This window comes from Brucella sp. NBRC 12950, from assembly GCF_030268145.1.
In the GTDB taxonomy this organism is placed as follows: Bacteria; Pseudomonadota; Alphaproteobacteria; order Rhizobiales; family Rhizobiaceae; genus Brucella.
Map to the genome: position 1 here is coordinate 16,263 of NZ_BSQC01000027.1, position 19,849 is coordinate 36,111.

Sequence of the window (19,849 nt, forward strand, 5' to 3'; positions counted from 1 at the left end):
GCGCGTTAATCGATGATTCACTCCGCTGCGGCATTCTCCGAATTAAGTGCCTCGGAGTTAAGCCCATGAGTTTCGATAATAATTATTTTAGTGCAGATCATAATGAATATACGCCGGGCCCACTCTCGAAAGCCGGTCGCGGCATTTTGCGCGTTGTGCTTCTTTTCGGCTCAGCAGCTGTTGCTCTTGCACTGATTATTGTGCCGGTCTTAAACGATCAGGCGAATAAGGTTGCGGCCCAATCGGTGTTGCCAGAGGGCATTGATCGGACCATGACAGGTTCGATCAAGCGTGACCCCGTTGTGATACGCAAAGCGCCGGTTCGCCCGATCTGTGTTATTGATGCAGATGGCAGTCATACGGGCGATTGCTGATAAGTTTTGAGTTTCGTATTTCCGAACACAAAACTGCATCATACTTTTGCTGAAACCACTCTATTCGACGTTTTTAAGTGCGTCAGCCAGTGAGGCCTTGGCAGAGCCAGGCTTCAGTGGCTTTTGTTGTGATTCATGTGGTGCCCAGCCCGACAGCCAGATTGTCGAGAAAGTTGCGCGGATGCGGCCATCCGGATCGCTGAACCGTTCGGCATAGATTTCCGCTGTCCGCAGGAAAAGCTTCTTTGAAACCGGTTTGCGCGAACGATCACGCAACACATTCTGCATACCCATGGCGCGCAGATCGGCCATCAGATTGAAAATGCTATCATAGCGCACCGTAACGTTATCAACGTCCGTCACCGGAAGTGCAAAACCTGCTCGTTGCAGAAGACCGCCGACATCGCGAACATCCGCGAAAGGGAAAATGCGCGGCGAAGCACCACCCGTCAGCTCGATTTCAGCCTGTAAAAGACTTTCGCGCAGCTCGCCCAAGGTCCCGTTGCCGCTGAGCGCCGCGAGAAACAGCCCGTCAGGCTTCAGCGCACGGGCAATCTGTATCATTGCGCCCGGGGTATCATTGGTCGAATGCAGTGACAGCAGCGAAACGATGAGATCGGTGCTCTGAGGTTTGAGCGGCAAGGCTTCTTCATCGGCGACAATTGCCGGGAAGGGGCCGTCGAGAAAAGCTGCGTCGCGTTCGATGCGCAAAACCATGTCCGCTTTGCCTGACCGGGCAATGGCAGCTGCTGCAAGACCATTATGGCCTGCGAGGTCAATCGCCACGGAGAAGTGGCGCTCGACAGCATCAAGCCTGTCTTCCAGATCATCCGCTACTCTGCGCAGCAAAAAGTCCGCACCGGACACCGCACGTCTGAAGGCACGGCGGCGGAACGCCAGCTGGAGGTCGCGATCAAAAATCGCATTTTCAGACGATTGGGCAGCCATTGCGATTCCGTCTTCTCTTTCGGATATGCGTCAGTAATATAGATAGGAGCGTAGATGCATTCGAACGGGGGCGAATGCAATGGTTGATGACGACAGGTCGCATCAAAGCTTGTTGTTCAGGCTTAAATCGGGGGTGCTTGGCGTTGTTCGCAGCGGCTTGCGCATGTCTGCCGATATTCTGTTTCCAGCGAGCTGTATCGGTTGCCGCATACAGGTTTCCGAACCCGGGACGCTTTGTCCGCATTGCTGGTCGCAGCTGCGCTTTATCGAAAAGCCCTATTGTCCGGTGCTTGGCATTCCGTTCAATCATGACTTTGGCGAGAATTTCATGAGCGCTGAAGCAATCGCCGATCCACCGCCATTTCGCCGCCTGCGCTCAGCTGTGTTGCATAGGGGCGCTGCACAGCGCATGGCGGTAGCACTCAAGTTTCACGATCGAACCGATCTTGCGCCGTGGATGGCGCGCTGGATGCAACGCGCCGGACGTGAGTTGCTGGATGAGTGCGATGTTATTTTACCTGTCCCTCTGCACAAATGGCGCTTCTGGTCGCGCCGGTTTAATCAGTCGGCAGAGCTGGCGCGTGCTTTGGCACAATTAAGCAGCAAGCCTTTTGCACCACAGGCGGTTAAGCGTATTCGGCGTACCAACCAGCAGATCGGGCTTGGTTTGAAAGAGCGCAAGCGGAATGTCGATGGCGCCTTCCGGGTGCCAAAGGAGCATGACATTCATGTGCGAGGACGGCGCGTGCTGCTGATCGATGATGTTTATACGACGGGATCAACGGTGAAGGCTGCCACACGAGCGCTGCTGCGCGGTGGTGCAAAAAGCGTGGATGTGCTGACATTCAGCCGGGTTCTGCCGGATTAGTGAACACATGAGGGGCTTCCAGATCGTTGTTTTGCCACTTATATAGAGGCCAACGAATGGAGTTTTATATGACTGACGTCACCATCTATACCCGCCCTGGCTGCCCTTACTGCACGCGCGCAGTTGGCCTTTTGAAGAACAAGGGCGTTGAGTTTAACGAAATCAATGCGGGCGCTACACCGGAACTGCGTGCAGAAATGCAAGAACGTTCGGGCCGTAATACTTTTCCGCAGATTTTCGTCGGTGCTGTCCATGTCGGCGGTTGCGACGATCTCTTTGCTCTCGACAATGCTGGCAAGCTCGATGGCCTGCTTGCGAGTGGCGAACTGAACTAAATTAAAAACGAGGGGAGACACCTATGAGCACTTTTCGCGCCGCCGCCGTTCAGATGCGTTCGGGCACCGATGTTGCCCGCAATGTTGAGGCGATGGAAAAACTGGTTTCCGATGCTGTGGCAAAGGGTGCTCAATATGTGCAAACCCCTGAAATGACCGGAGCGCTGATGCGCGATCGTGCGGCACTTTTTGCAAGTCTGCGCGATGAAAATGAAGACCTTGTCTTCAAAGCTGCATCGGCACTTGCAAAGAAGCACGGCATATTTCTGCATATTGGTTCAACGGCTATTGCAGCCGGTGACGGTAAGATTGCCAATCGTGGCGGTATCTTTGCGCCTTCTGGTGAGAAGATTGCGACCTATGACAAGGTTCATATGTTTGATGTCGATCTCGACAATGGCGAAAGCTGGCGCGAATCGGCAACCTATGAGCCGGGCAAGGAGACGGTGATTGCCGAATTGCCTTTTGCCAAAGTTGGCATGGCGGTCTGCTACGATATTCGTTTCCCGCAACTGTTTCGCGCACAGGCGCTGGCGGGCGCCAATGTAATTACCGGACCAGCTGCTTTCACACGTCAGACGGGTGAAGCGCACTGGCATGTTTTGCAGCGTGCGCGTGCGATTGAAAATGGTGCATTCCTGATTTCTGCTGCTCAGGGCGGTGTGCATGAAGATGGTCGCGAGACTTATGGTCATTCGCTGATCGTTTCGCCATGGGGCAAGGTTCTGGCAGAAGCTGCTCATGATGAGCCGGGTGTGATCGTTGCGGATATTGACGTCAGCGAAAGCACTGCTGCGCGTGCGAAAGTGCCGAACCTCAAGAATGCGCGCGAGTTTTCGGTGAAGGTCGCCCAAGAGAGACAGGACGCATAATCTATGATCCGCTTTTCGCTTCATTGCGATCACGGCCATGAATTTGAAGGCTGGTTTCGCGACAATGCCGATTTTGATCGGCAGTCGGAGCGGAAACTCGTCTCTTGTCCTGTCTGCAACTCGCCGGAAATCCAGAAGTCGCTGATGGCACCTGCCGTCTCCACCAGTCGCTCGAAAGAGCAGGTGGCGATTGCCATGGGCGAAGCACAGAAGCAGATGCTTGAACAAATGCGGGAGCTGAGTCGCAAGGTCCGTGAAAACGCGGATTATGTTGGCGATCAGTTTGCCGAAGAAGCGCGCAAGATCCACTTTGGTGAGACTGAAGCGCGGGGCATTTACGGCGAAGCGTCCAAGGAAGATGTTCACTCACTCATCGAAGACGGCGTTGATGTGATGCCTTTGCCTGTCTTCCCAGAAGACAAGAACTGACATTAAACGATTTTTGATTGCGTGAGGGGTCACGGCGCATGAAACTGATGGATTCCGCGCCTTTCCTGCTAATAGCGACGGGCATATTGCTGGGGCTCATTCTGCCGCTGGGGAAGATCGCTGCCGAAGCAGGTGTTCCGCCTGCAATGTGGACATTCCTGTTTTCAGCCAGTGCGGGGATTATTCTGCTTCTGGTTTTGCTTGTGAGCAAAAAGCGGGTTGGATTTTCGGGTGGCAGGCTGCGTTATTATATTTGCACTGCCGCGATTTCCTATGCGCTGCCCAATCTCCTGATCCTTTCTGCCATCCCGCGGCTCGGTGCGGGTTTCACTGGTATCATGTACACGCTGTCGCCTGTCATGACGCTGCTCATTTCGATGGGGTTTGGTCTTCGTCGACCGAATGGTTTGGGTATCGCGGGCATTATCGTAGGCTTCATCGGCGCAATTATGGTTGCAATGACGCGTGGCGAGGTTGGCAAGCCTGCCGATCCGCTATGGATCGGGCTTGCACTTCTCATTCCGGTTTTTCTTGCGATGGGGAATGTCTATCGCACTCTCGACTGGCCGAAAAATGCTGATCCGACCGAGCTTGCGGCGGGAAGTCACTTGGCTGCAGCCGTGATGCTGTTGATCGGGATTTTGGTATTTAACGGCAACTTCCCGATTGAGACACTGGCGCTTGCGCCGATGACGGCAGTCGCTCAGGCCATTGCGTCCGCTGGCATGTTTGCCCTGTTTTTCCGCCTGCAGGCCGTTGGTGGTCCGGTCTATCTCAGCCAGATCGGTTATGTGGCAGCAGCGCTAGGGCTGATTTCCGGCACGTTATTCTTGGGTGAAAACTATCCGCCGCTCACATGGATCGGCGCTGTCGTCATCGCCATCGGTGTGGCGCTGACGACAAAAGCGCAGAAACGCTGATAGTTGCTGTATTAAGCAGGTCGCTCAGCGAGAACCATGTAGTTCACATCGGTATCGCGTGAACGGCTCCAGCTATCAGCGAGCGGATTGTAGGTTACGCCCAATTTGTCGATGAGATTGAGACCGGCTTTGGAAAGTGCTGTTTCGAGCTCTTCCGGGCGCACCAGCTTTTCATATTGATGTGTGCCGCGCGGCAGCCAACGCAGCACATATTCCGCTCCGATGATAGCGAGGCCATAAGCTTTGAGCGTGCGGTTGATGGTGGCGACAAACATCAGGCCACCCGGCTTCACCATTTCGCTGGTCGCAGACATGAACAGATCGACGTCAGAGACGTGCTCAACCACTTCCATGTTGAGTACGACATCGAATTGCTCGCCAGCTTCGGCAAGAGCTTCAGCAGTGGTCGCGCGATAATCGACTTCGACACCGCTTTGGGCTGCATGAATTTTTGCGACTTCGATATTGGTTTCGGATGCATCTGCGCCGATCACCGTCGCACCCAGACGCGACATCGGCTCGCACAGCAGGCCGCCGCCGCAACCGATATCGAGAAAGCGCAGACCTTCAAACGGGCGCGGGCTGTTCGGGTCGCGGTTGAATTTTTCGCAGACCTTTTCCTTGATATAGGCAAGGCGCGTCGGATTAAACTTATGGAGCGGACGGAACTTGCCCTGCGGGTCCCACCATTGCGCAGCGATGCGCGAAAAATGCTCGATTTCGGAAGCATCGATCGTGGTGCGGGCAGTCTCGGTCATATCATTCTCCTGCGGAAGCGCGTGCAATCCTGCTCTCAAGGTAGCGCTCTAAAGTCAAGGATCAAATCAAATTCCAGAATCCGAAGCGTTGATTATTGTTTCACGGGAATCACACCCTTGCGGAAGCGCGACATTTTAGCTATGTGACCCCGGGTTTGTCTGTCGCAAGAAAATAATGTTTCGGCAGGCGTTAGTGTAATTTTTCAAAAGACGGGACGTATCCTTAAATGGCGCGCATCGTGATGAAATTCGGCGGCACTTCTGTGGCCGATCTGGAACGCATCTCTAATGTGGCGCGCCACGTCAAACGTGAAGTCGATGCTGGCAATCAGGTTGCCGTTGTCGTCTCCGCAATGTCGGGCAAGACCAACGAACTGGTTAACTGGGTGCAGAACATGCCCAAGGTTGCCGGTGGCACGTCACCTTTTTACGATGCACGCGAATATGACGCGATTGTTGCTTCTGGCGAACAGGTAACGAGCGGTCTTCTGGCCATCGCGCTGCAGTCCATTGGCGTTGATGCGCGTTCGTGGCAGGGCTGGCAGATTCCAATCAAGACCGACAATGCGCATGGTGCAGCGCGCATTCAGGAAATCGACGGATCAGAAATCATCCGTCGTATGGAAATGGGTCAGGTTGCCGTTGTTGCCGGTTTCCAGGGTATCGGTCCTGATAATCGCATCGCAACGCTTGGCCGTGGTGGTTCGGATACATCGGCTGTTGCCATTGCAGCAGGCGTTAAGGCTGACCGTTGCGACATCTATACCGATGTTGATGGCGTTTACACAACTGATCCACGTATTGAACCCAAGGCAAAGCGCCTTTCCCGCATTACATTTGAAGAAATGCTGGAAATGGCTTCGCTTGGTGCCAAGGTTCTGCAGGTACGCTCGGTCGAGCTTGCCATGGTACACAAAGTTCGCACCTTCGTGCGCTCAAGTTTTACGGACCCCAATGCGCCGGGCATGGATGATCCGATCAATCCGCCCGGAACACTCATTTGCGACGAGGATGAAATCGTGGAACAGCAGGTCGTCACTGGTATCGCTTATGCGAAGGATGAAGCTCAGATTTCGCTCCGACGCGTGGCCGACCGGCCAGGTATCTCGGCAGCAATTTTCGGCCCTCTGGCCGAAGAGCACATCAATGTCGATATGATCGTCCAGAATGTGTCGGAAGACGGTTCGAAAACCGACATGACCTTCACGATCCCGACCGGCGATATCGACAAGGCACTGCGTGTTCTCGATAAAGTGAAGGGTGAAATCGGCTCGGACAATATCCAGTCTGAAACGGGTCTTGCCAAGATTTCCGTGATCGGTATCGGCATGCGCAGCCATGCTGGTGTTGCCGCCACCGCCTTCAAGGCATTAGCTGAAAAAGGCATCAACATTCGCGCGATCACCACGTCGGAAATCAAGATTTCCATCCTGATTGACGGGCCTTATGCGGAACTCGCTGTCCGCACGCTGCACGGCGTTTACGGTCTCGATAAGTAATCGGTCGATAGACAGATTATTAGCCGGCTCTGTCCGGTCCATTTTGGAACAATGCCGCCCGCTAGAAATAGTGGGCGGCATTTGCTTATTATATAAGTTGTCAGATTTTCTAACGATTAGACTAGACGCGCGTGTCAAAAATGCTCAAAAAGGATTTGGCGTAACGCTTCGCAGGCGGGTAAAGGGAATCGGCTTTGCGACAAGGCTGAGCCTGTACCAAATGAGGAGCCTCCGACGATCATGCGTGATCTGACAACCGGTCCCCGCGTGCTGCTGAAGCGGTTGCGCGAATTGATGGCGGAACCATTGGAGCCGCAGGAACGCCTTGACCGGATCGTCCGTGAAATCGCGCAAAATATGGTCGCGGAAGTTTGCTCCTTCTACATTCTTCGTGCTGATGGCGTGCTTGAGCTTTACGCGACCGAGGGTCTTAATCCACAGTCTGTTCACCTGGCGCAGCTGCGTCTGGGGCAGGGCCTCGTCGGTACGATTGCCGCGAGCGCACGCCCTTTGAACTTGACTGATGCGCAAAGCCATCCTGCCTTCGCCTATCTGCCTGAAACGGGTGAAGAAGCCTATAATTCATTCCTCGGTGTTCCTGTTCTTCGCGCTGGCCGCACTTTGGGCGTTCTTGTTGTCCAGAATCAGACCAAGCGGGCATATCGCGAAGACGAGGTTGAAGCACTTGAGACGACAGCAATGGTTCTTGCCGAGATTATCGCCACTGGCGATGGTCTGCGTCTGGCGCGTCCGGGTATCGAACTGGATCTCGGCCGTCCGATGAGTGTCACAGGCAATGCGCTCAATGACGGCATCGGCCTTGGTCATGTCGTGCTGCATGAGCCGCGCATCGTTGTCACCAACCTCTTCAATGAAGACAGTCAGGCTGAACTGACCCGGCTGGAAACGGCGCTCGGATCTTTGCGCATTTCCATTGACGACATGCTTTCGCGCCGTGATGTGGCTGTGGAAGGCGAGCACCGCGAAGTGCTCGAAGCCTACCGCATGTTCGCACATGATCGTGGTTGGGTGCGTCGTCTGGAAGAAGCTATCCATAACGGTTTGACGGCGGAAGCTGCGGTTGAGAAGGTGCAGAGCGACACGCGTGCGCGCATGGTGCATCTGACCGATCCTTACATGCGTGAACGCCTGTCTGACTTCGATGATCTGGCTAACCGTCTGCTGCGTCAGCTGATGGGGCGCGATGTCAAGACCATCGCCGAATCACTGGCCAAGGATGCCATTATCGTAGCCCGCACCATGGGTGCTGCCGAACTGCTCGACTACCCGCGTGAGCGCTTGCGTGGTGTGGTTCTGGAAGATGGTGCAGCCACCAGCCATGTGGTTATCGTTGCGCGCGCAATGGGTATTCCCGTGGTTGGACAGGCCAAGGGCGCCGTTTCCATGGCGGAAAACAATGATGCCGCTATCGTCGATGGTGATGAGGGTATTGTGCATCTGCGTCCACAGTCGGATGTGGAAGCCGCTTATGCAGAAAAAGTCCGCTTCCGGGCGCGTCGTCAGGCCCATTATCGCGAATTGCGCGATAAGCCTGCGCTGACCAAGGATAGTGTTGAAATCGGCTTGCTTATGAATGCAGGGCTTCTGGTTGATTTGCCGCAGCTTGCTGCATCAGGTGCTGCTGGCATTGGTCTCTTCCGCACTGAATTGCAGTTCATGGTGGCGTCGACCTTCCCGCGTGCAGAGCAGCAGGAACGTCTTTATCGCTCTGTGATCGAGGCCGCTGGCAATAAGCCCGTAACCTTCCGCACACTCGATATTGGTGGCGACAAGGTTCTTCCTTATTTCCGCACCATGGGTCAGGAAGAAAATCCGGCTCTTGGCTGGCGCGCGATCCGTCTGACGTTGGATCGGCCTGGTTTGCTGCGTACCCAGCTGCGCGCGCTTTTGAAAGCGGCCGGTGGCCGTGAGCTTAAGCTTATGCTGCCGATGGTGACTGAAGTCAGCGAAGTGAAGGCTGCACGCGAGATCATTGATCGCGAAGTGCGCCATCTTTCGCGCTTTGCGCATACGTTGCCGCTCAATCTCAAGCTTGGCGCGATGATCGAAGTGCCTGCGCTTTTGTGGCAGCTCGACGAGCTGATGTCGCTTGTTGATTTTGTCTCCGTTGGCTCAAACGATCTGTTCCAGTTCCTGATGGCGGTTGATCGCGGAAACTCGCTGATTTCTGGCCGTTTCGATCAGTTGTCGCCAGCATTTCTGCGCACGCTGCGTCACATTGTGGATGCTGGCAATCGTCATGGAAAATCGGTGACATTGTGCGGTGAAATGGCCGGACGCCCATTGACTGCGATGGCGCTGATCGGCCTCGGCTTCCGCTCGATTTCGATGTCGGCTGCGAGCATTGGTCCGGTCAAGGCGATGCTGGCAGCACTTGATGCAGGCAAGCTCAATGCCTTGTTAAATGAGAAGCTCGACAAGCCAAATGGCGCACATTCGCTGCGCGAATTGCTGCTTCAATTTGCCGAAGACAACGATATTCCGCTATAGCGTAGAAAATTGCATGAAATGTTTGGGTGCCATGCCTTGTGCGTGGCGCTCAATACTGCTTATTCGCGCTGCTATTAAAGTTTTCAGGATATACCAATGATCGCATTGCCACAGGACCGAATGGACCAGCTTTTGAAGCGGTTCTCGATGATTGAAAGCCAGATGGCGAACAATCCGGATTCGGAAACCTATGTGAAGCTTGCTTCGGAATATTCCGAACTTCAGGACGTTGTCGGAAAAATCAGGGAACTGACCGATGCGCGTAATGAAGCGCGTGATCTGGCTGCGATAAGCGATGATGCTTCAACCGACGCTGAAATGCGCGCACTTGCTGTCGAAGAATTGCCTGACGTTGAAAAGCGCATTGAAGGTCTTGAGCAGGAAGTCCAGATTCTGCTTCTGCCCAAAGATGCAGCTGATGAGAAGAATGCGATCCTTGAAATCCGTGCTGGTACGGGCGGGCTAGAAGCGGCTCTCTTTGCAGGCGATCTTTTCCGCATGTATGAGCGGTTTGCGTCGGAAAAAGGCTGGCGCGTCGAGCTGGTCTCCTCGAGTGAAGGGGACGCTGGCGGCTACAAGGAAATCATTGCGACCGTTTCGGGCAAGGGTGTTTTCTCCAAGTTGAAGTTCGAATCAGGCGTGCATCGCGTGCAGCGTGTACCGGAAACCGAAGCGGGTGGTCGTATTCATACCTCAGCGGCAACGGTTGCCGTGCTTCCCGAAGCCGAAGACATCGATATTGAAATCCGCAACGAAGATATCCGCATTGATACGATGCGTGCTTCAGGCGCGGGTGGTCAGCACGTCAACACGACTGACTCGGCAGTGCGTATCACGCATATTCCAACGGGTATCATGGTCGTGCAGGCGGAAAAATCGCAGCACCAGAACCGTGCGCGCGCCATGCAGATCCTGCGCGCGCGTCTTTATGATATGGAACGCCAGAAGGCTGAAAGCGAACGTTCTGAATCACGCCGCAGCCAGGTTGGTTCCGGTGATCGCTCAGAGCGCATCCGCACCTATAATTTTCCGCAGGGCCGCGTGACCGACCACCGTATCAACCTCACGCTTTATAAGCTTGATCGGGTGATGATGGGCGAGCTTGATGAGTTGGTCGATGCGCTGATTTCAGATCATCAGACCGCACTTCTGATGGAACTGGGCGAAAACGCGTGAGTGGCGAGCGCCTCGATCAGCTAATGGCTCAAGCCCGCACACGGTTGCGGGAAGGGGGCGTTGATACCCCCGATCTTGATGCCCAACTGCTTGTTGAATGGGCGACAGGTGCAACGCGGCTTGATCTGATTTCATGGCCGGAAAAACTTCTCGATGAAGATAAGGTTGCTCAGTTAAACGAAGCGCTGGAGCGCCGCATAGCGGGTGAGCCGGTGCATCGCATTATCGGAATGCGCGAGTTTTATGGTCTGCCATTCCGGCTTTCACCAGAAACGCTTGAACCGCGCCCCGATACGGAAGCACTTGTCGAACTGGTTTCGCCTTATCTCGACAAGCTGATTGAGCAGCATGGTCAGGCACTGCTGCTTGATATGGGCACCGGAACAGGTGCGATCGTGATTTCGCTGTTGCATAAGTTTGAGAAACTCAACGGTATTGGGCTTGATGTCGCTGATGGCGCACTGGCAATGGCGCGGATCAATGCGCTGGCCAATGGTGTGAGCCAAAGGTTTGCGGCGCTCAAAAGTGACTGGTTCGCAAATGTGAGCGGCAAGTTTCATCTCATTGTCTCAAACCCGCCCTATATTCCAAGCAGAGATATCGAAGATCTTTCGCGGGAAGTGCGAGAGCATGATCCGATGGCGGCCCTTGATGGCGGCGACGACGGACTTAATTTTTATCGCGCTCTTGCAAGTGAGGCTCGCGCATACCTATATAATGATGGAATGATTGCCGTCGAAATTGGCGCAGGCCAATTTGACGATGTGAGCGCCATTTTTGAAAGCGCTGATTTCCATCTGACCAATTTTGCAAGTGATCTCGGTGGCCATAGAAGGGCCATGGTTTTCATACATAAAGCTGCTGCGGGTATTTGACGGACTGAGTGCTAAAAAACGCTCGATGACCTCAAAAAAGCGCTTGGAATTTGCGGCGAAGCCGTTTAGTTTCCAGCCACCGTATAGAGCCAGAATGGTTTTGCCCGCTTGAGGGCGGTGGCGGAAATGCTCCATGACGAATTTAGGTCATGCTCCCGTGAGGGTTTTTCTCATGGGATGGTTTGTACGGAAGTGCACGACTTTCAAAAATAATTCCGAAGAGTTTGTCTTTTCGGGTAGGTCTTGCAAATGCCAATCCGAAAGGTTCGTGTTGTCTTTCTGACAGTACGGAACTCAGAACCATTCGATGTGTGGGAAGTTTTAGGGTGTACTTCCTCCATGGCTCGATAATGCGACGCCGGTGGCTTTAGGCTACGGGAATTTGACGCCCTTTAATCTGAAAAGAGAAGACGATGAGGCCAGCACAGCAGAACAGGCGCATGCGCGGACGGGGGAATAACAATAATAACAACAATAACCGCAAGGGCCCCAATCCTCTGTCGCGTAATTATGAAAGCAATGGTCCGGACGTAAAGATCCGCGGCAATGCTCAACATATTGCAGAAAAATATACGACACTGGCTCGCGACGCGCAGGCGTCTGGCGATCGTGTCATGGCTGAAAATTATCTTCAGCACGCAGAACATTACAACCGGATCATCATGGCTGCCATGGCGCAGCAGAATATCCCGTATCAGCGCGAAGAAAGCTTCGACAGCGATGGTGGTGATGAGGATGAAGGCGGCTTCGTGCCTGCTGCTCCGGTCCATCAGCCTGTCAATGGTTCTGGTCCACAGCCGGTAATCGAAGGCACGCCTGCTGAAGTTGTTTACGGCGAAGAAAGCAATGAGGGTCGTTCAGACAATCGTTCCGACAGTCGCCAGGATAACCGTTCGCAGCCACGCGAAGGCCGTGAAAACCGTGATCGTCGCCTGGGTCGCGGTCGCCGCCCACAGCGCGAACGTTTCAATGCAGATGAATCTTCCGAGCAGCCAGTTGTAGAAGCACCAGTTGCCGCTGTTGCGGACGAACAGCCGGTTCCAGCGCCAGTTGCTGAAAAGCCAGCGCGCGCTGAGAAGCCTGCAAAGGTTGCAGAAGAATCAGCACCCGTTGTTGAAAAAGCTGCTCCCGCAGCAGAAGCACCGGTTGAAGCTGCACCTGAAGAGAAGCCAGTCCGCGCTACGCGCCGCCCGGGTCGTCCGCGCCGCGTTCCGAAGGATGAAGTTGCTGAAACAGCGGATTCCGATGCATAATTGCTGAAACAGCAATATGATTGATTTCAAAAAGATGGCGCGGTTTTCCGCGCCATTTTTATTTGTGTTTTAGCTGACTTTCCGGTCTTGCCGAAACCGCTCGATGTTCCCATATGCTTCCTTGGATAAGGAGCCAGCCGAATACGGGGGCTCCGTCACCAGAAGTCTTCCGATGCCAGAATGGGTCGGAGGGAAAAGGAGACATCATGAATATTGAGAAATACACCGAACGGGTTCGGGGATTCATCCAGTCGGCCCAGACATTTGCCCTTTCTTCCAGCAATCAGCAGTTTACGCCTGAACACCTTCTCAAAGTCCTTGTCGATGATGATGAGGGGCTTGTCGCGTCGCTGATCGAGCGTGCCGGTGGCCGCATCGCCGATGTGCGCATAGGTTTGCAGGCAGCTTTGGAAAAACTGCCGAAAGTGACCGGCGGTAACGATCAGCTTTATCTTGCACAGCCATTGGCAAAGGTTTTCACCCTTGCCGAAGAGCTTGCGAGCAAGGCTGGCGACAGCTTTGTCACGGTTGAGCGCCTGCTCACGGCACTTGCAATCGAGAAATCTGCAAAGACGTCTGAAATTCTTGCTGCTGCCGGTGTGACACCGACCGCGCTCAACAAGGTCATCAATGACATGCGTAAAGGCCGCACAGCCGATTCTGCTTCCGCTGAGAGCAATTACGATGCGCTCAAGAAATATGCGCGCGATCTGACGGAAGATGCGCGTGCTGGCAAGCTTGATCCGGTCATCGGTCGAGACGAAGAAATTCGTCGCACGATTCAGGTTCTGTCGCGTCGCACCAAGAATAATCCGGTGCTGATTGGTGAACCGGGCGTTGGTAAGACCGCAATTGCCGAAGGCTTGGCCCTGCGCATTGTTAATGGCGATGTACCGGAATCGCTGAAAGACAAGCAGCTGATGGCACTCGATATGGGCGCGCTGATTGCCGGTGCGAAATATCGCGGTGAGTTTGAAGAACGTCTGAAAGCTGTGCTTTCTGAGGTGCAGACGGCCGCTGGCCAGATCATCCTGTTCATCGACGAAATGCATACGCTTGTCGGTGCAGGCAAGTCTGATGGCGCAATGGATGCATCGAACCTGCTCAAGCCTGCGCTGGCGCGCGGTGAGCTGCACTGCGTTGGTGCGACCACACTTGAGGAATATCGCAAATATGTTGAGAAGGACGCGGCCCTTGCCCGTCGTTTCCAGCCGGTATTTGTCGATGAGCCAACGGTGGAAGACACGATTTCGATCCTTCGCGGTTTGAAGGAAAAGTATGAGCAGCACCACAAGGTACGGGTTTCAGACTCGGCACTTGTCGCAGCCGCAACTTTGTCTAACCGTTACATCACGGATCGGTTTTTGCCGGATAAGGCGATTGATCTTGTCGATGAGGCCGCATCGCGTCTGCGTATGCAGGTGGATTCGAAGCCCGAAGAGCTCGACGAAATCGACCGCCGCGTGATGCAGCTTAAAATCGAGCGTGAAGCGCTGAAGGTCGAAACCGACACTGCTTCAATTGATCGGCTGCAGCGTCTTGAAAAGGAACTGACTGATCTTGAAGAAGAATCAGCGGAGCTGACGTCGAAATGGCAGGCTGAAAAGCAGAAGTTGGGACTTGCGGCCGACTTGAAGCGTCAGCTTGAAGAAGCACGCAACGCTTTGGCGATTGCACAGCGCGGTGGCGAATTCCAGAAGGCGGGCGAACTTGCCTATGGCACGATCCCGCAGCTCGAAAAGCAGCTTGGTGACGCTGAAAGCAATGAGAACAAAGGCTCGTTGCTTGAGGAAACCGTGACGCCTGACCATGTTGGGCAGATTGTTTCCCGCTGGACCGGTATTCCGGTTGAACGGATGCTGGAAGGCGAGCGCGAAAAGCTTCTGCGCATGGAAGACGAACTTGCAAAGCGGGTCGTCGGTCAGGGTGAAGCGGTTCAGGCTGTTTCCAAGGCCGTTCGTCGTGCACGCGCAGGTCTTCAGGATCCGAACAGGCCAATTGGCTCGTTCATCTTCCTTGGACCAACAGGCGTGGGCAAGACCGAGCTTACCAAGGCACTGGCTTCGTTCCTGTTCCAGGACGACACGGCAATGGTTCGCATCGATATGTCGGAATTTATGGAGAAACACTCTGTAAGCCGATTGATTGGTGCACCTCCCGGCTATGTCGGCTATGAGGAAGGCGGCGTTCTGACGGAATCCGTGCGGCGCAGGCCATATCAGGTGATCTTGTTCGATGAGATCGAAAAGGCACATCCAGATGTGTTCAACGTGCTGTTGCAGGTTCTCGATGATGGTCGTCTGACCGATGGTCAGGGCCGAACGGTCGATTTCCGCAATACGGTCATCATCATGACCTCGAACCTCGGCGCTGAATATCTCGTCAATCTTGGTGAGAAAGACGATGTCGAAAGCGTTCGTGATGAGGTGATGGGTGTTGTGCGGGCTGCGTTCCGTCCGGAGTTTCTGAACCGCGTTGATGAAATCATCCTGTTCCACAGGCTGCGCCGCGACGACATGGGTTCGATTGTCGATATCCAGATGAAGCGTCTGCAGGCTCTGCTGCATGATCGCAAGATCTCGCTGGAACTTGAAGACGATGCTCGCGAATGGCTGGCAAACAAAGGTTATGATCCGGCTTATGGTGCGCGCCCGTTGAAGCGCGTCATCCAGAAGGAAGTTCAGGACCCGCTGGCCGAACGCATCCTGCTTGGTGATATTCTTGACGGTTCAATCGTCAAGATCTTGCCCGGTTCGGACCGGCTTAACTTTCGCCCTATCCGTGTAATGGGTGAAGGGGAACCGGTGAAGGAAGACGAAAAGGCCTAAGCCTTAAACTCTGTTGTAAAAAGCGCCGCACTCATCCGATTGCGGCGCTTTTTTTCTTTTTGTGCAGAGGCGGCCACTTTCATGGCCATCTTCATGTCCAGTTCATCTGGCATTTGCTGTTATTGAGTAATCAATTGTTAACCATATAGTTGCATCCCTTATCCTAAGGTAATTCAGGGTTTCTTGTATGTCGCATCTCTTACGCATGCTTCGCTTCGGATTGTTTGGTTCTGCAATCATTCTTGCAGCAGGCGGTTCTGCCTTTGCGCAAACGCGCGATGCGACGACCAGTATTTCGCAGCCAATGCAACTGGCACAGCTATTCGATTGGGGTCATGAGCGTGGTCGCGACCGGGGAGTGCGCGTTTACACGGATGAATATGGCCGACAGATAACAGTCGATCGTCGAGGACGGGTCCTGCATGTTGAAGACCCTCGCGATACCGGTCGCTATGCGAGTGGTGGTCAGCAGGATGGCGGCTGGTCTGACGGACCAGTGGGCGGCGGCGCCCCTTATGATGGTTTCGGCAATGTGCCAGAAGACCCAAACTATTATCCGGATGCCCCTTCGGCTCCGGGCTACGACAATAACCGTGACGGACAGGTGCAGCGTTCGGAGCTACCTCCGGCAGGCACCGAATATCCCGATACAGAATCACCGACTGCCAGCATCAATCGCGATCCCGGTTATGAACAGCCGTCGACGCAGCCTCATGCCGTGCCAAATACGGACGATATGACGCCAGCTATCGAAATGCCGAAAGGGCAGGGCGCAAAGCAGAAAATTGCAGCCTATCAGATATTGCTTGATCGGGCAGGTGCATCTCCTGGCGTAATCGATGGCCGTTCGGGCAGCAATGTGGATAAGGCCGCTGCAGCTTATGGCGAGATGACAGGCAAGTTCCTCAATCCAACCGATGAAGCCGGGATCAATGCCGAGCTTGAAGCAACCGGCGGCGCTGCTTTCACCGAATATACGATCACGAACGAAGATGTCGGTCGCCAATATGTGGCTTCGATTCCAGATGATTACGCGCATAAAGCGCAGCTTCCCGCCATGGCCTATACGTCTGTGACCGAAATGCTCGGTGAGAAGTTTCACATTGATGAAGCCTATCTCAAAGAGATCAATCCGGGTGTGAACTTCAATCAGCCGGGCTCGGTTGTGAAGGTGCCTAATCTTGGCAAGCCTGTCCGCTCCAAAGTTGCACGTATCATTGCCGATAAGGGCCGCAAGCAGGTTCGTGGCTATGATGAAACCGGCAAACTTGTCGTCGCTTATCCATCGACGATCGGTTCATCCGATACGCCTTCGCCATCTGGTATCGTTCAGGTTCAGCGCATCGCGATCAATCCGAACTATACCTACAATCCGAAGATCAACTTTAAGCAGGGCAGCAATGATAAAGTGCTGACCATTCCACCTGGTCCAAACGGTCCGGTTGGTACGGTTTGGATCGCACTGTCAAAGCCAACCTATGGTATTCACGGAACGCCTGAGCCTTCGCGGATTGGTAAGACCTCCAGCCATGGCTGTGTGCGCCTGACCAATTGGGATGCGGAAGAGCTGGCAAAACTGGTGAAAGCGGGCGTAACGGTCGAGTTCACGGAATAATTCTTCGAACAGGCAAAACTGCTGATACAAAAAAGCGCGGCGCAGTTTCAAATTGCGTCGCGCTTTTCCGTTGACTTGCGAAAAGTAGCTCAATTTGTAGACGAAGAAAGTGCCTTAGCTCTTCGTCGATCCGCTCGATGCAACCTTTGTATCTGCATCATCATTATTCAGCAGCGTATCAATGCGATCGCGTTCCTGCTTGAAAGCTTCAAGTTCTTTGCCTTGCAGGGCTTTATTATCGGGCAGGCGGATACGAAGCGGGTCAACCTTGGTTCCGTTGACGATCAGCTCATAGTGAAGGTGAGGACCGGTCGACAGTCCGGTCGATCCGACAAAACCGATGACCTGGCCCTGACGAACACGCTGACCGGCGCTCACGCCGCGGGCGATGGCATTCTGGTGGCTGTAGCTGCTGACATAGCCATTGGCATGACGAATCAAAGTCTGGTTGCCATAGCCGTTTGTCCATCCGGCCTTCTCAACAACGCCATTACCCGACGCAATAATGGGGGTTCCACGCGGTGCTGCCCAATCGACGCCCGTATGCATACGGCTATAACCGAGAATCGGATGGCGCCGCATGCCGAACGGAGAACGGAACACGCCATTAGGAACTGGATTTCGAAGCAGGAACTGCTTTGCGCTCTTACCGTCTTCATTAAAGTAATCAACAGCGCCGTCCGGAGCCTGATACCTATAGAACTTGCGCGTTGTCCCGCTGAAGTTTGCAGACACATAAAGAAGCTGCGACTCACCATCTGGCTTCTCTGGGTCGTCTGGCAACGAGAAGAAAGCGTCGATCTTATCGCTCTGCGAAAGACGCGCTTGCAGATCGACATCGGTTGCCAGCATTTTTACCAGCTGCTCACGCATGGTTTCGGTCATGCCATAAGCGAGCGCTGCACGGCTTATGCCGTCGTAAACACTAGGCAGATTGCCGCGAATCGCAGCTGGCGGTGCATCGCCGTCAAAAGCGGATGCAAGAAGCGGGGTTTCTTCCGGTTGATCCGACGGCACATATTGCTGTCGATCATTTAATGCGATGGTCACAAGATGCGTGGTACGATGATAAACACTTGCGCGGACGATACGATCTTCATCATCTCGCGTTTCTGTTCCAATTCGCAGAACGCTGCCTTCTTTTAGGCGAGGCGAATTGAGCAGTTTTGTAAGTGCGCTCGCCATGTTGGTGGCGTCTTCACCTGAATAGCCAGCGCTTTCCAATGCCTGGTCGATTTCCATCGTCTGATGGAAAGGAATCAGTTCTTCGGAAAAGCCGCTGCCGGTTTCTTCGTCGTCGGCACGTTGTGCGACGCTCACATTTTCCTGAGTGATCTTCACGCCAAGAGCAGGGCTCAGTGCAAAAGAAGAATCCGTGCCACCAAAGCGGGCCGGATCCACATAATGCAGTGAGGCAACCTGAACATCGCCATCAGTCAACAGAACGCCTGTGTCGCGTACGACTTTTTCGACTTCATCTACGGTCAAGTCGTTCGATGCATCAAATGCTACGCTGTTTAATGGGAAATCCTCTACGCGTAGGCTGACTTCGCTTTCAACCTTCGCTCCATATATCTGCCCGGTATCGGCTGGTAGCGCTGCTGCCGGGCCTTCCGAGAAGATAGCCATAGCATCAAACGCAGGGTATTTCCGGCTTGTCGGATGGTCTACGGCCAACGTCATACTGACCAGCTCGAAAGGCCGCGTGCGAATGACTTCCCGCTCACCGACTTTTTGCATGGTCGAGAGATCGAAACGGCGACGATCATTGGCCTTCTGCTTTGATATCGTGCTTACAAGTCGAGCGCCCTTTGTGACGCTCGTATCATTGGCGATACCCGGCATGTCATTGCGTGCGAGAATTTCGGGTGGGGTCGCCAATTGTTCGCGACCATCAAGTGCCGCGAACAGCGCGACACCGATAAGCATACAAGATGTAACGCCGGTAAGAAACGTACCAGCAAGCCAGCGGGCAGAAACTTCACGCCTATCCGGTGGTCGCCGCCTGCCGCCTACTGTGAGCGGGGGCTCGTCACCCGGATCGAGATTATTCGGCCCCATTTCTTTCATGCTGCTCTTGTAGGCCCTTCTGCAAATCTGGCTGCACTCTATAAAAGGTGCGTGAACATCATTTTTCAGAGAGCAGCAAAGCTGCCGTCCGACGTATGGTGTCTTCCCTTATTATGGAAGTCCCTCAAGCGGGTAACTGAGTTTTGCCTGCCACGACAACGTAAGTCAACGATAAGCGGATCGTCTTTCGTTATTCACAGCGGTTTGCAGGCCAATTTTCAGTTCGCGGGACGCTATTCCAATAATGAGGCCGGTTTGTGGCTCGCCCCTATCTATAAGGAGCGGCGCCAGAGTTCTGTATATAAGCGTATACCGTGGAAAACCTGACAACTGTGGAAGTCTGTCAAAAAAAATTCAAATTAGACGCAAAAGCCCGTTGACAGTTTTGCTTTGTGGGGTCTATATGGCGCTCACCGAGGGCGGCGATCGTCGCAAGCGACAGAATGCTTCGTCCTTGGAGTTGAGTTAAGCGATTAAGATTTAGGTTTTGATTGTTTGGTTTGGCGGCGTTGGCGGGG

General features: G+C 54.0%; 16 protein-coding genes. 13 read left to right on the forward strand and 3 right to left on the reverse strand.

What is annotated here, in order from left to right; translation table 11 throughout:
• Positions 1-65 precede the first annotated feature (65 nt).
• Positions 66-374 carry a hypothetical protein gene (locus QSJ70_RS26690; protein ID WP_007872004.1) on the forward strand — a complete coding sequence of 103 codons (309 nt, stop codon included), beginning with the start codon at positions 66-68 and terminating at the stop codon, positions 372-374.
• A 60-nt stretch (positions 375-434) separates the two neighbouring features.
• Here the strand turns inward: QSJ70_RS26690 and QSJ70_RS26695 are convergent, their stop codons facing one another.
• Entirely contained in the window at positions 435-1,322 is an 888-nt protein-coding gene (locus QSJ70_RS26695) for a methyltransferase domain-containing protein (RefSeq protein WP_113499433.1), read from the reverse strand.
• A gap of 79 nt (positions 1,323-1,401) precedes the next feature.
• Between QSJ70_RS26695 and QSJ70_RS26700 the strand changes: the two genes are divergently transcribed.
• The 5 genes from QSJ70_RS26700 to QSJ70_RS26720 all read left to right on the forward strand — a co-directional run bounded on the left by QSJ70_RS26700 (position 1,402) and on the right by QSJ70_RS26720 (position 4,746).
• Entirely contained in the window at positions 1,402-2,190 is a 789-nt protein-coding gene (locus tag QSJ70_RS26700) for a ComF family protein (RefSeq protein WP_285541173.1), read from the forward strand.
• Positions 2,191-2,258: 68 nt separating this feature from the next.
• On the forward strand, positions 2,259-2,525 hold the full coding sequence (grxC, locus tag QSJ70_RS26705) for a glutaredoxin 3 (protein ID WP_285541175.1): 267 nt from the start codon (positions 2,259-2,261) through the stop codon (positions 2,523-2,525).
• A gap of 23 nt (positions 2,526-2,548) precedes the next feature.
• Positions 2,549-3,397: a carbon-nitrogen hydrolase family protein gene (locus QSJ70_RS26710; RefSeq protein ID WP_285541178.1), complete on the forward strand. Its 849-nt coding sequence runs from the start codon at positions 2,549-2,551 to the stop codon at positions 3,395-3,397.
• Between the two features lie 3 nt (positions 3,398-3,400).
• Positions 3,401-3,826: a DUF1178 family protein gene (locus QSJ70_RS26715; protein ID WP_064322119.1), complete on the forward strand. Its 426-nt coding sequence runs from the start codon at positions 3,401-3,403 to the stop codon at positions 3,824-3,826.
• Positions 3,827-3,864: 38 nt separating this feature from the next.
• Entirely contained in the window at positions 3,865-4,746 is an 882-nt protein-coding gene (locus tag QSJ70_RS26720) for a DMT family transporter (RefSeq protein WP_105518975.1), read from the forward strand.
• An 11-nt stretch (positions 4,747-4,757) separates the two neighbouring features.
• Here the strand turns inward: QSJ70_RS26720 and ubiG are convergent, their stop codons facing one another.
• A complete protein-coding gene (ubiG, locus tag QSJ70_RS26725; protein ID WP_285541182.1) occupies positions 4,758-5,504 on the reverse strand; it encodes a bifunctional 2-polyprenyl-6-hydroxyphenol methylase/3-demethylubiquinol 3-O-methyltransferase UbiG in 747 nt (248 codons plus the stop codon).
• 227 nt (positions 5,505-5,731) lie between these two features.
• Between ubiG and QSJ70_RS26730 the strand changes: the two genes are divergently transcribed.
• From QSJ70_RS26730 to QSJ70_RS26760, 7 genes are all read left to right on the forward strand, one after another.
• Positions 5,732-7,003 (forward strand): aspartate kinase, encoded by a 1,272-nt coding sequence (locus tag QSJ70_RS26730; RefSeq protein ID WP_007871981.1) that lies wholly within the window; start codon positions 5,732-5,734, stop codon positions 7,001-7,003.
• Positions 7,004-7,243: 240 nt separating this feature from the next.
• Positions 7,244-9,514, forward strand: coding sequence for a phosphoenolpyruvate--protein phosphotransferase (gene ptsP, locus QSJ70_RS26735; protein ID WP_285541184.1), 2,271 nt, complete (start codon positions 7,244-7,246; stop codon positions 9,512-9,514).
• Between the two features lie 96 nt (positions 9,515-9,610).
• Positions 9,611-10,690 (forward strand): peptide chain release factor 1, encoded by a 1,080-nt coding sequence (prfA, locus tag QSJ70_RS26740; protein ID WP_285541186.1) that lies wholly within the window; start codon positions 9,611-9,613, stop codon positions 10,688-10,690.
• Between the two features lie 23 nt (positions 10,691-10,713).
• Positions 10,714-11,565 carry a peptide chain release factor N(5)-glutamine methyltransferase gene (prmC, locus tag QSJ70_RS26745; protein WP_285541193.1) on the forward strand — a complete coding sequence of 284 codons (852 nt, stop codon included), beginning with the start codon at positions 10,714-10,716 and terminating at the stop codon, positions 11,563-11,565.
• Positions 11,566-11,978: 413 nt separating this feature from the next.
• On the forward strand, positions 11,979-12,818 hold the full coding sequence (locus QSJ70_RS26750; RefSeq protein WP_039859322.1) for a DUF4167 domain-containing protein: 840 nt from the start codon (positions 11,979-11,981) through the stop codon (positions 12,816-12,818).
• Between the two features lie 206 nt (positions 12,819-13,024).
• Positions 13,025-15,646, forward strand: coding sequence for an ATP-dependent chaperone ClpB (clpB, locus tag QSJ70_RS26755; RefSeq protein WP_007871967.1), 2,622 nt, complete (start codon positions 13,025-13,027; stop codon positions 15,644-15,646).
• A gap of 205 nt (positions 15,647-15,851) precedes the next feature.
• Positions 15,852-17,261 carry a L,D-transpeptidase gene (locus QSJ70_RS26760; RefSeq protein WP_407932771.1) on the forward strand — a complete coding sequence of 470 codons (1,410 nt, stop codon included), beginning with the start codon at positions 15,852-15,854 and terminating at the stop codon, positions 17,259-17,261.
• A 114-nt stretch (positions 17,262-17,375) separates the two neighbouring features.
• Here the strand turns inward: QSJ70_RS26760 and QSJ70_RS26765 are convergent, their stop codons facing one another.
• Positions 17,376-19,331 (reverse strand): M23 family metallopeptidase, encoded by a 1,956-nt coding sequence (locus QSJ70_RS26765; protein ID WP_064322111.1) that lies wholly within the window; start codon positions 19,329-19,331, stop codon positions 17,376-17,378.
• Between the last annotated feature and the right edge of the window lie 518 nt (positions 19,332-19,849).

Excerpts from the sequence above, each read along its gene's own strand:
- QSJ70_RS26690 (WP_007872004.1), top strand. The coding sequence starts at position 66 with ATGAGTTTCGATAATAATTATTTTAGTGCAGATCATAATGAATATACG.
- QSJ70_RS26695 (WP_113499433.1), bottom strand. The coding sequence starts at position 1,322 with ATGGCTGCCCAATCGTCTGAAAATGCGATTTTTGATCGCGACCTCCAG.
- QSJ70_RS26700 (WP_285541173.1), top strand. The coding sequence starts at position 1,402 with ATGGTTGATGACGACAGGTCGCATCAAAGCTTGTTGTTCAGGCTTAAA.
- grxC (WP_285541175.1), top strand. The coding sequence starts at position 2,259 with ATGACTGACGTCACCATCTATACCCGCCCTGGCTGCCCTTACTGCACG.
- QSJ70_RS26710 (WP_285541178.1), top strand. The coding sequence starts at position 2,549 with ATGAGCACTTTTCGCGCCGCCGCCGTTCAGATGCGTTCGGGCACCGAT.
- QSJ70_RS26715 (WP_064322119.1), top strand. The coding sequence starts at position 3,401 with ATGATCCGCTTTTCGCTTCATTGCGATCACGGCCATGAATTTGAAGGC.
- QSJ70_RS26720 (WP_105518975.1), top strand. The coding sequence starts at position 3,865 with ATGAAACTGATGGATTCCGCGCCTTTCCTGCTAATAGCGACGGGCATA.
- ubiG (WP_285541182.1), bottom strand. The coding sequence starts at position 5,504 with ATGACCGAGACTGCCCGCACCACGATCGATGCTTCCGAAATCGAGCAT.
- QSJ70_RS26730 (WP_007871981.1), top strand. The coding sequence starts at position 5,732 with ATGGCGCGCATCGTGATGAAATTCGGCGGCACTTCTGTGGCCGATCTG.
- ptsP (WP_285541184.1), top strand. The coding sequence starts at position 7,244 with ATGCGTGATCTGACAACCGGTCCCCGCGTGCTGCTGAAGCGGTTGCGC.
- prfA (WP_285541186.1), top strand. The coding sequence starts at position 9,611 with ATGATCGCATTGCCACAGGACCGAATGGACCAGCTTTTGAAGCGGTTC.
- prmC (WP_285541193.1), top strand. The coding sequence starts at position 10,714 with ATGGCTCAAGCCCGCACACGGTTGCGGGAAGGGGGCGTTGATACCCCC.
- QSJ70_RS26750 (WP_039859322.1), top strand. The coding sequence starts at position 11,979 with ATGAGGCCAGCACAGCAGAACAGGCGCATGCGCGGACGGGGGAATAAC.
- clpB (WP_007871967.1), top strand. The coding sequence starts at position 13,025 with ATGAATATTGAGAAATACACCGAACGGGTTCGGGGATTCATCCAGTCG.
- QSJ70_RS26760 (WP_407932771.1), top strand. The coding sequence starts at position 15,852 with ATGCTTCGCTTCGGATTGTTTGGTTCTGCAATCATTCTTGCAGCAGGC.
- QSJ70_RS26765 (WP_064322111.1), bottom strand. The coding sequence starts at position 19,331 with ATGAAAGAAATGGGGCCGAATAATCTCGATCCGGGTGACGAGCCCCCG.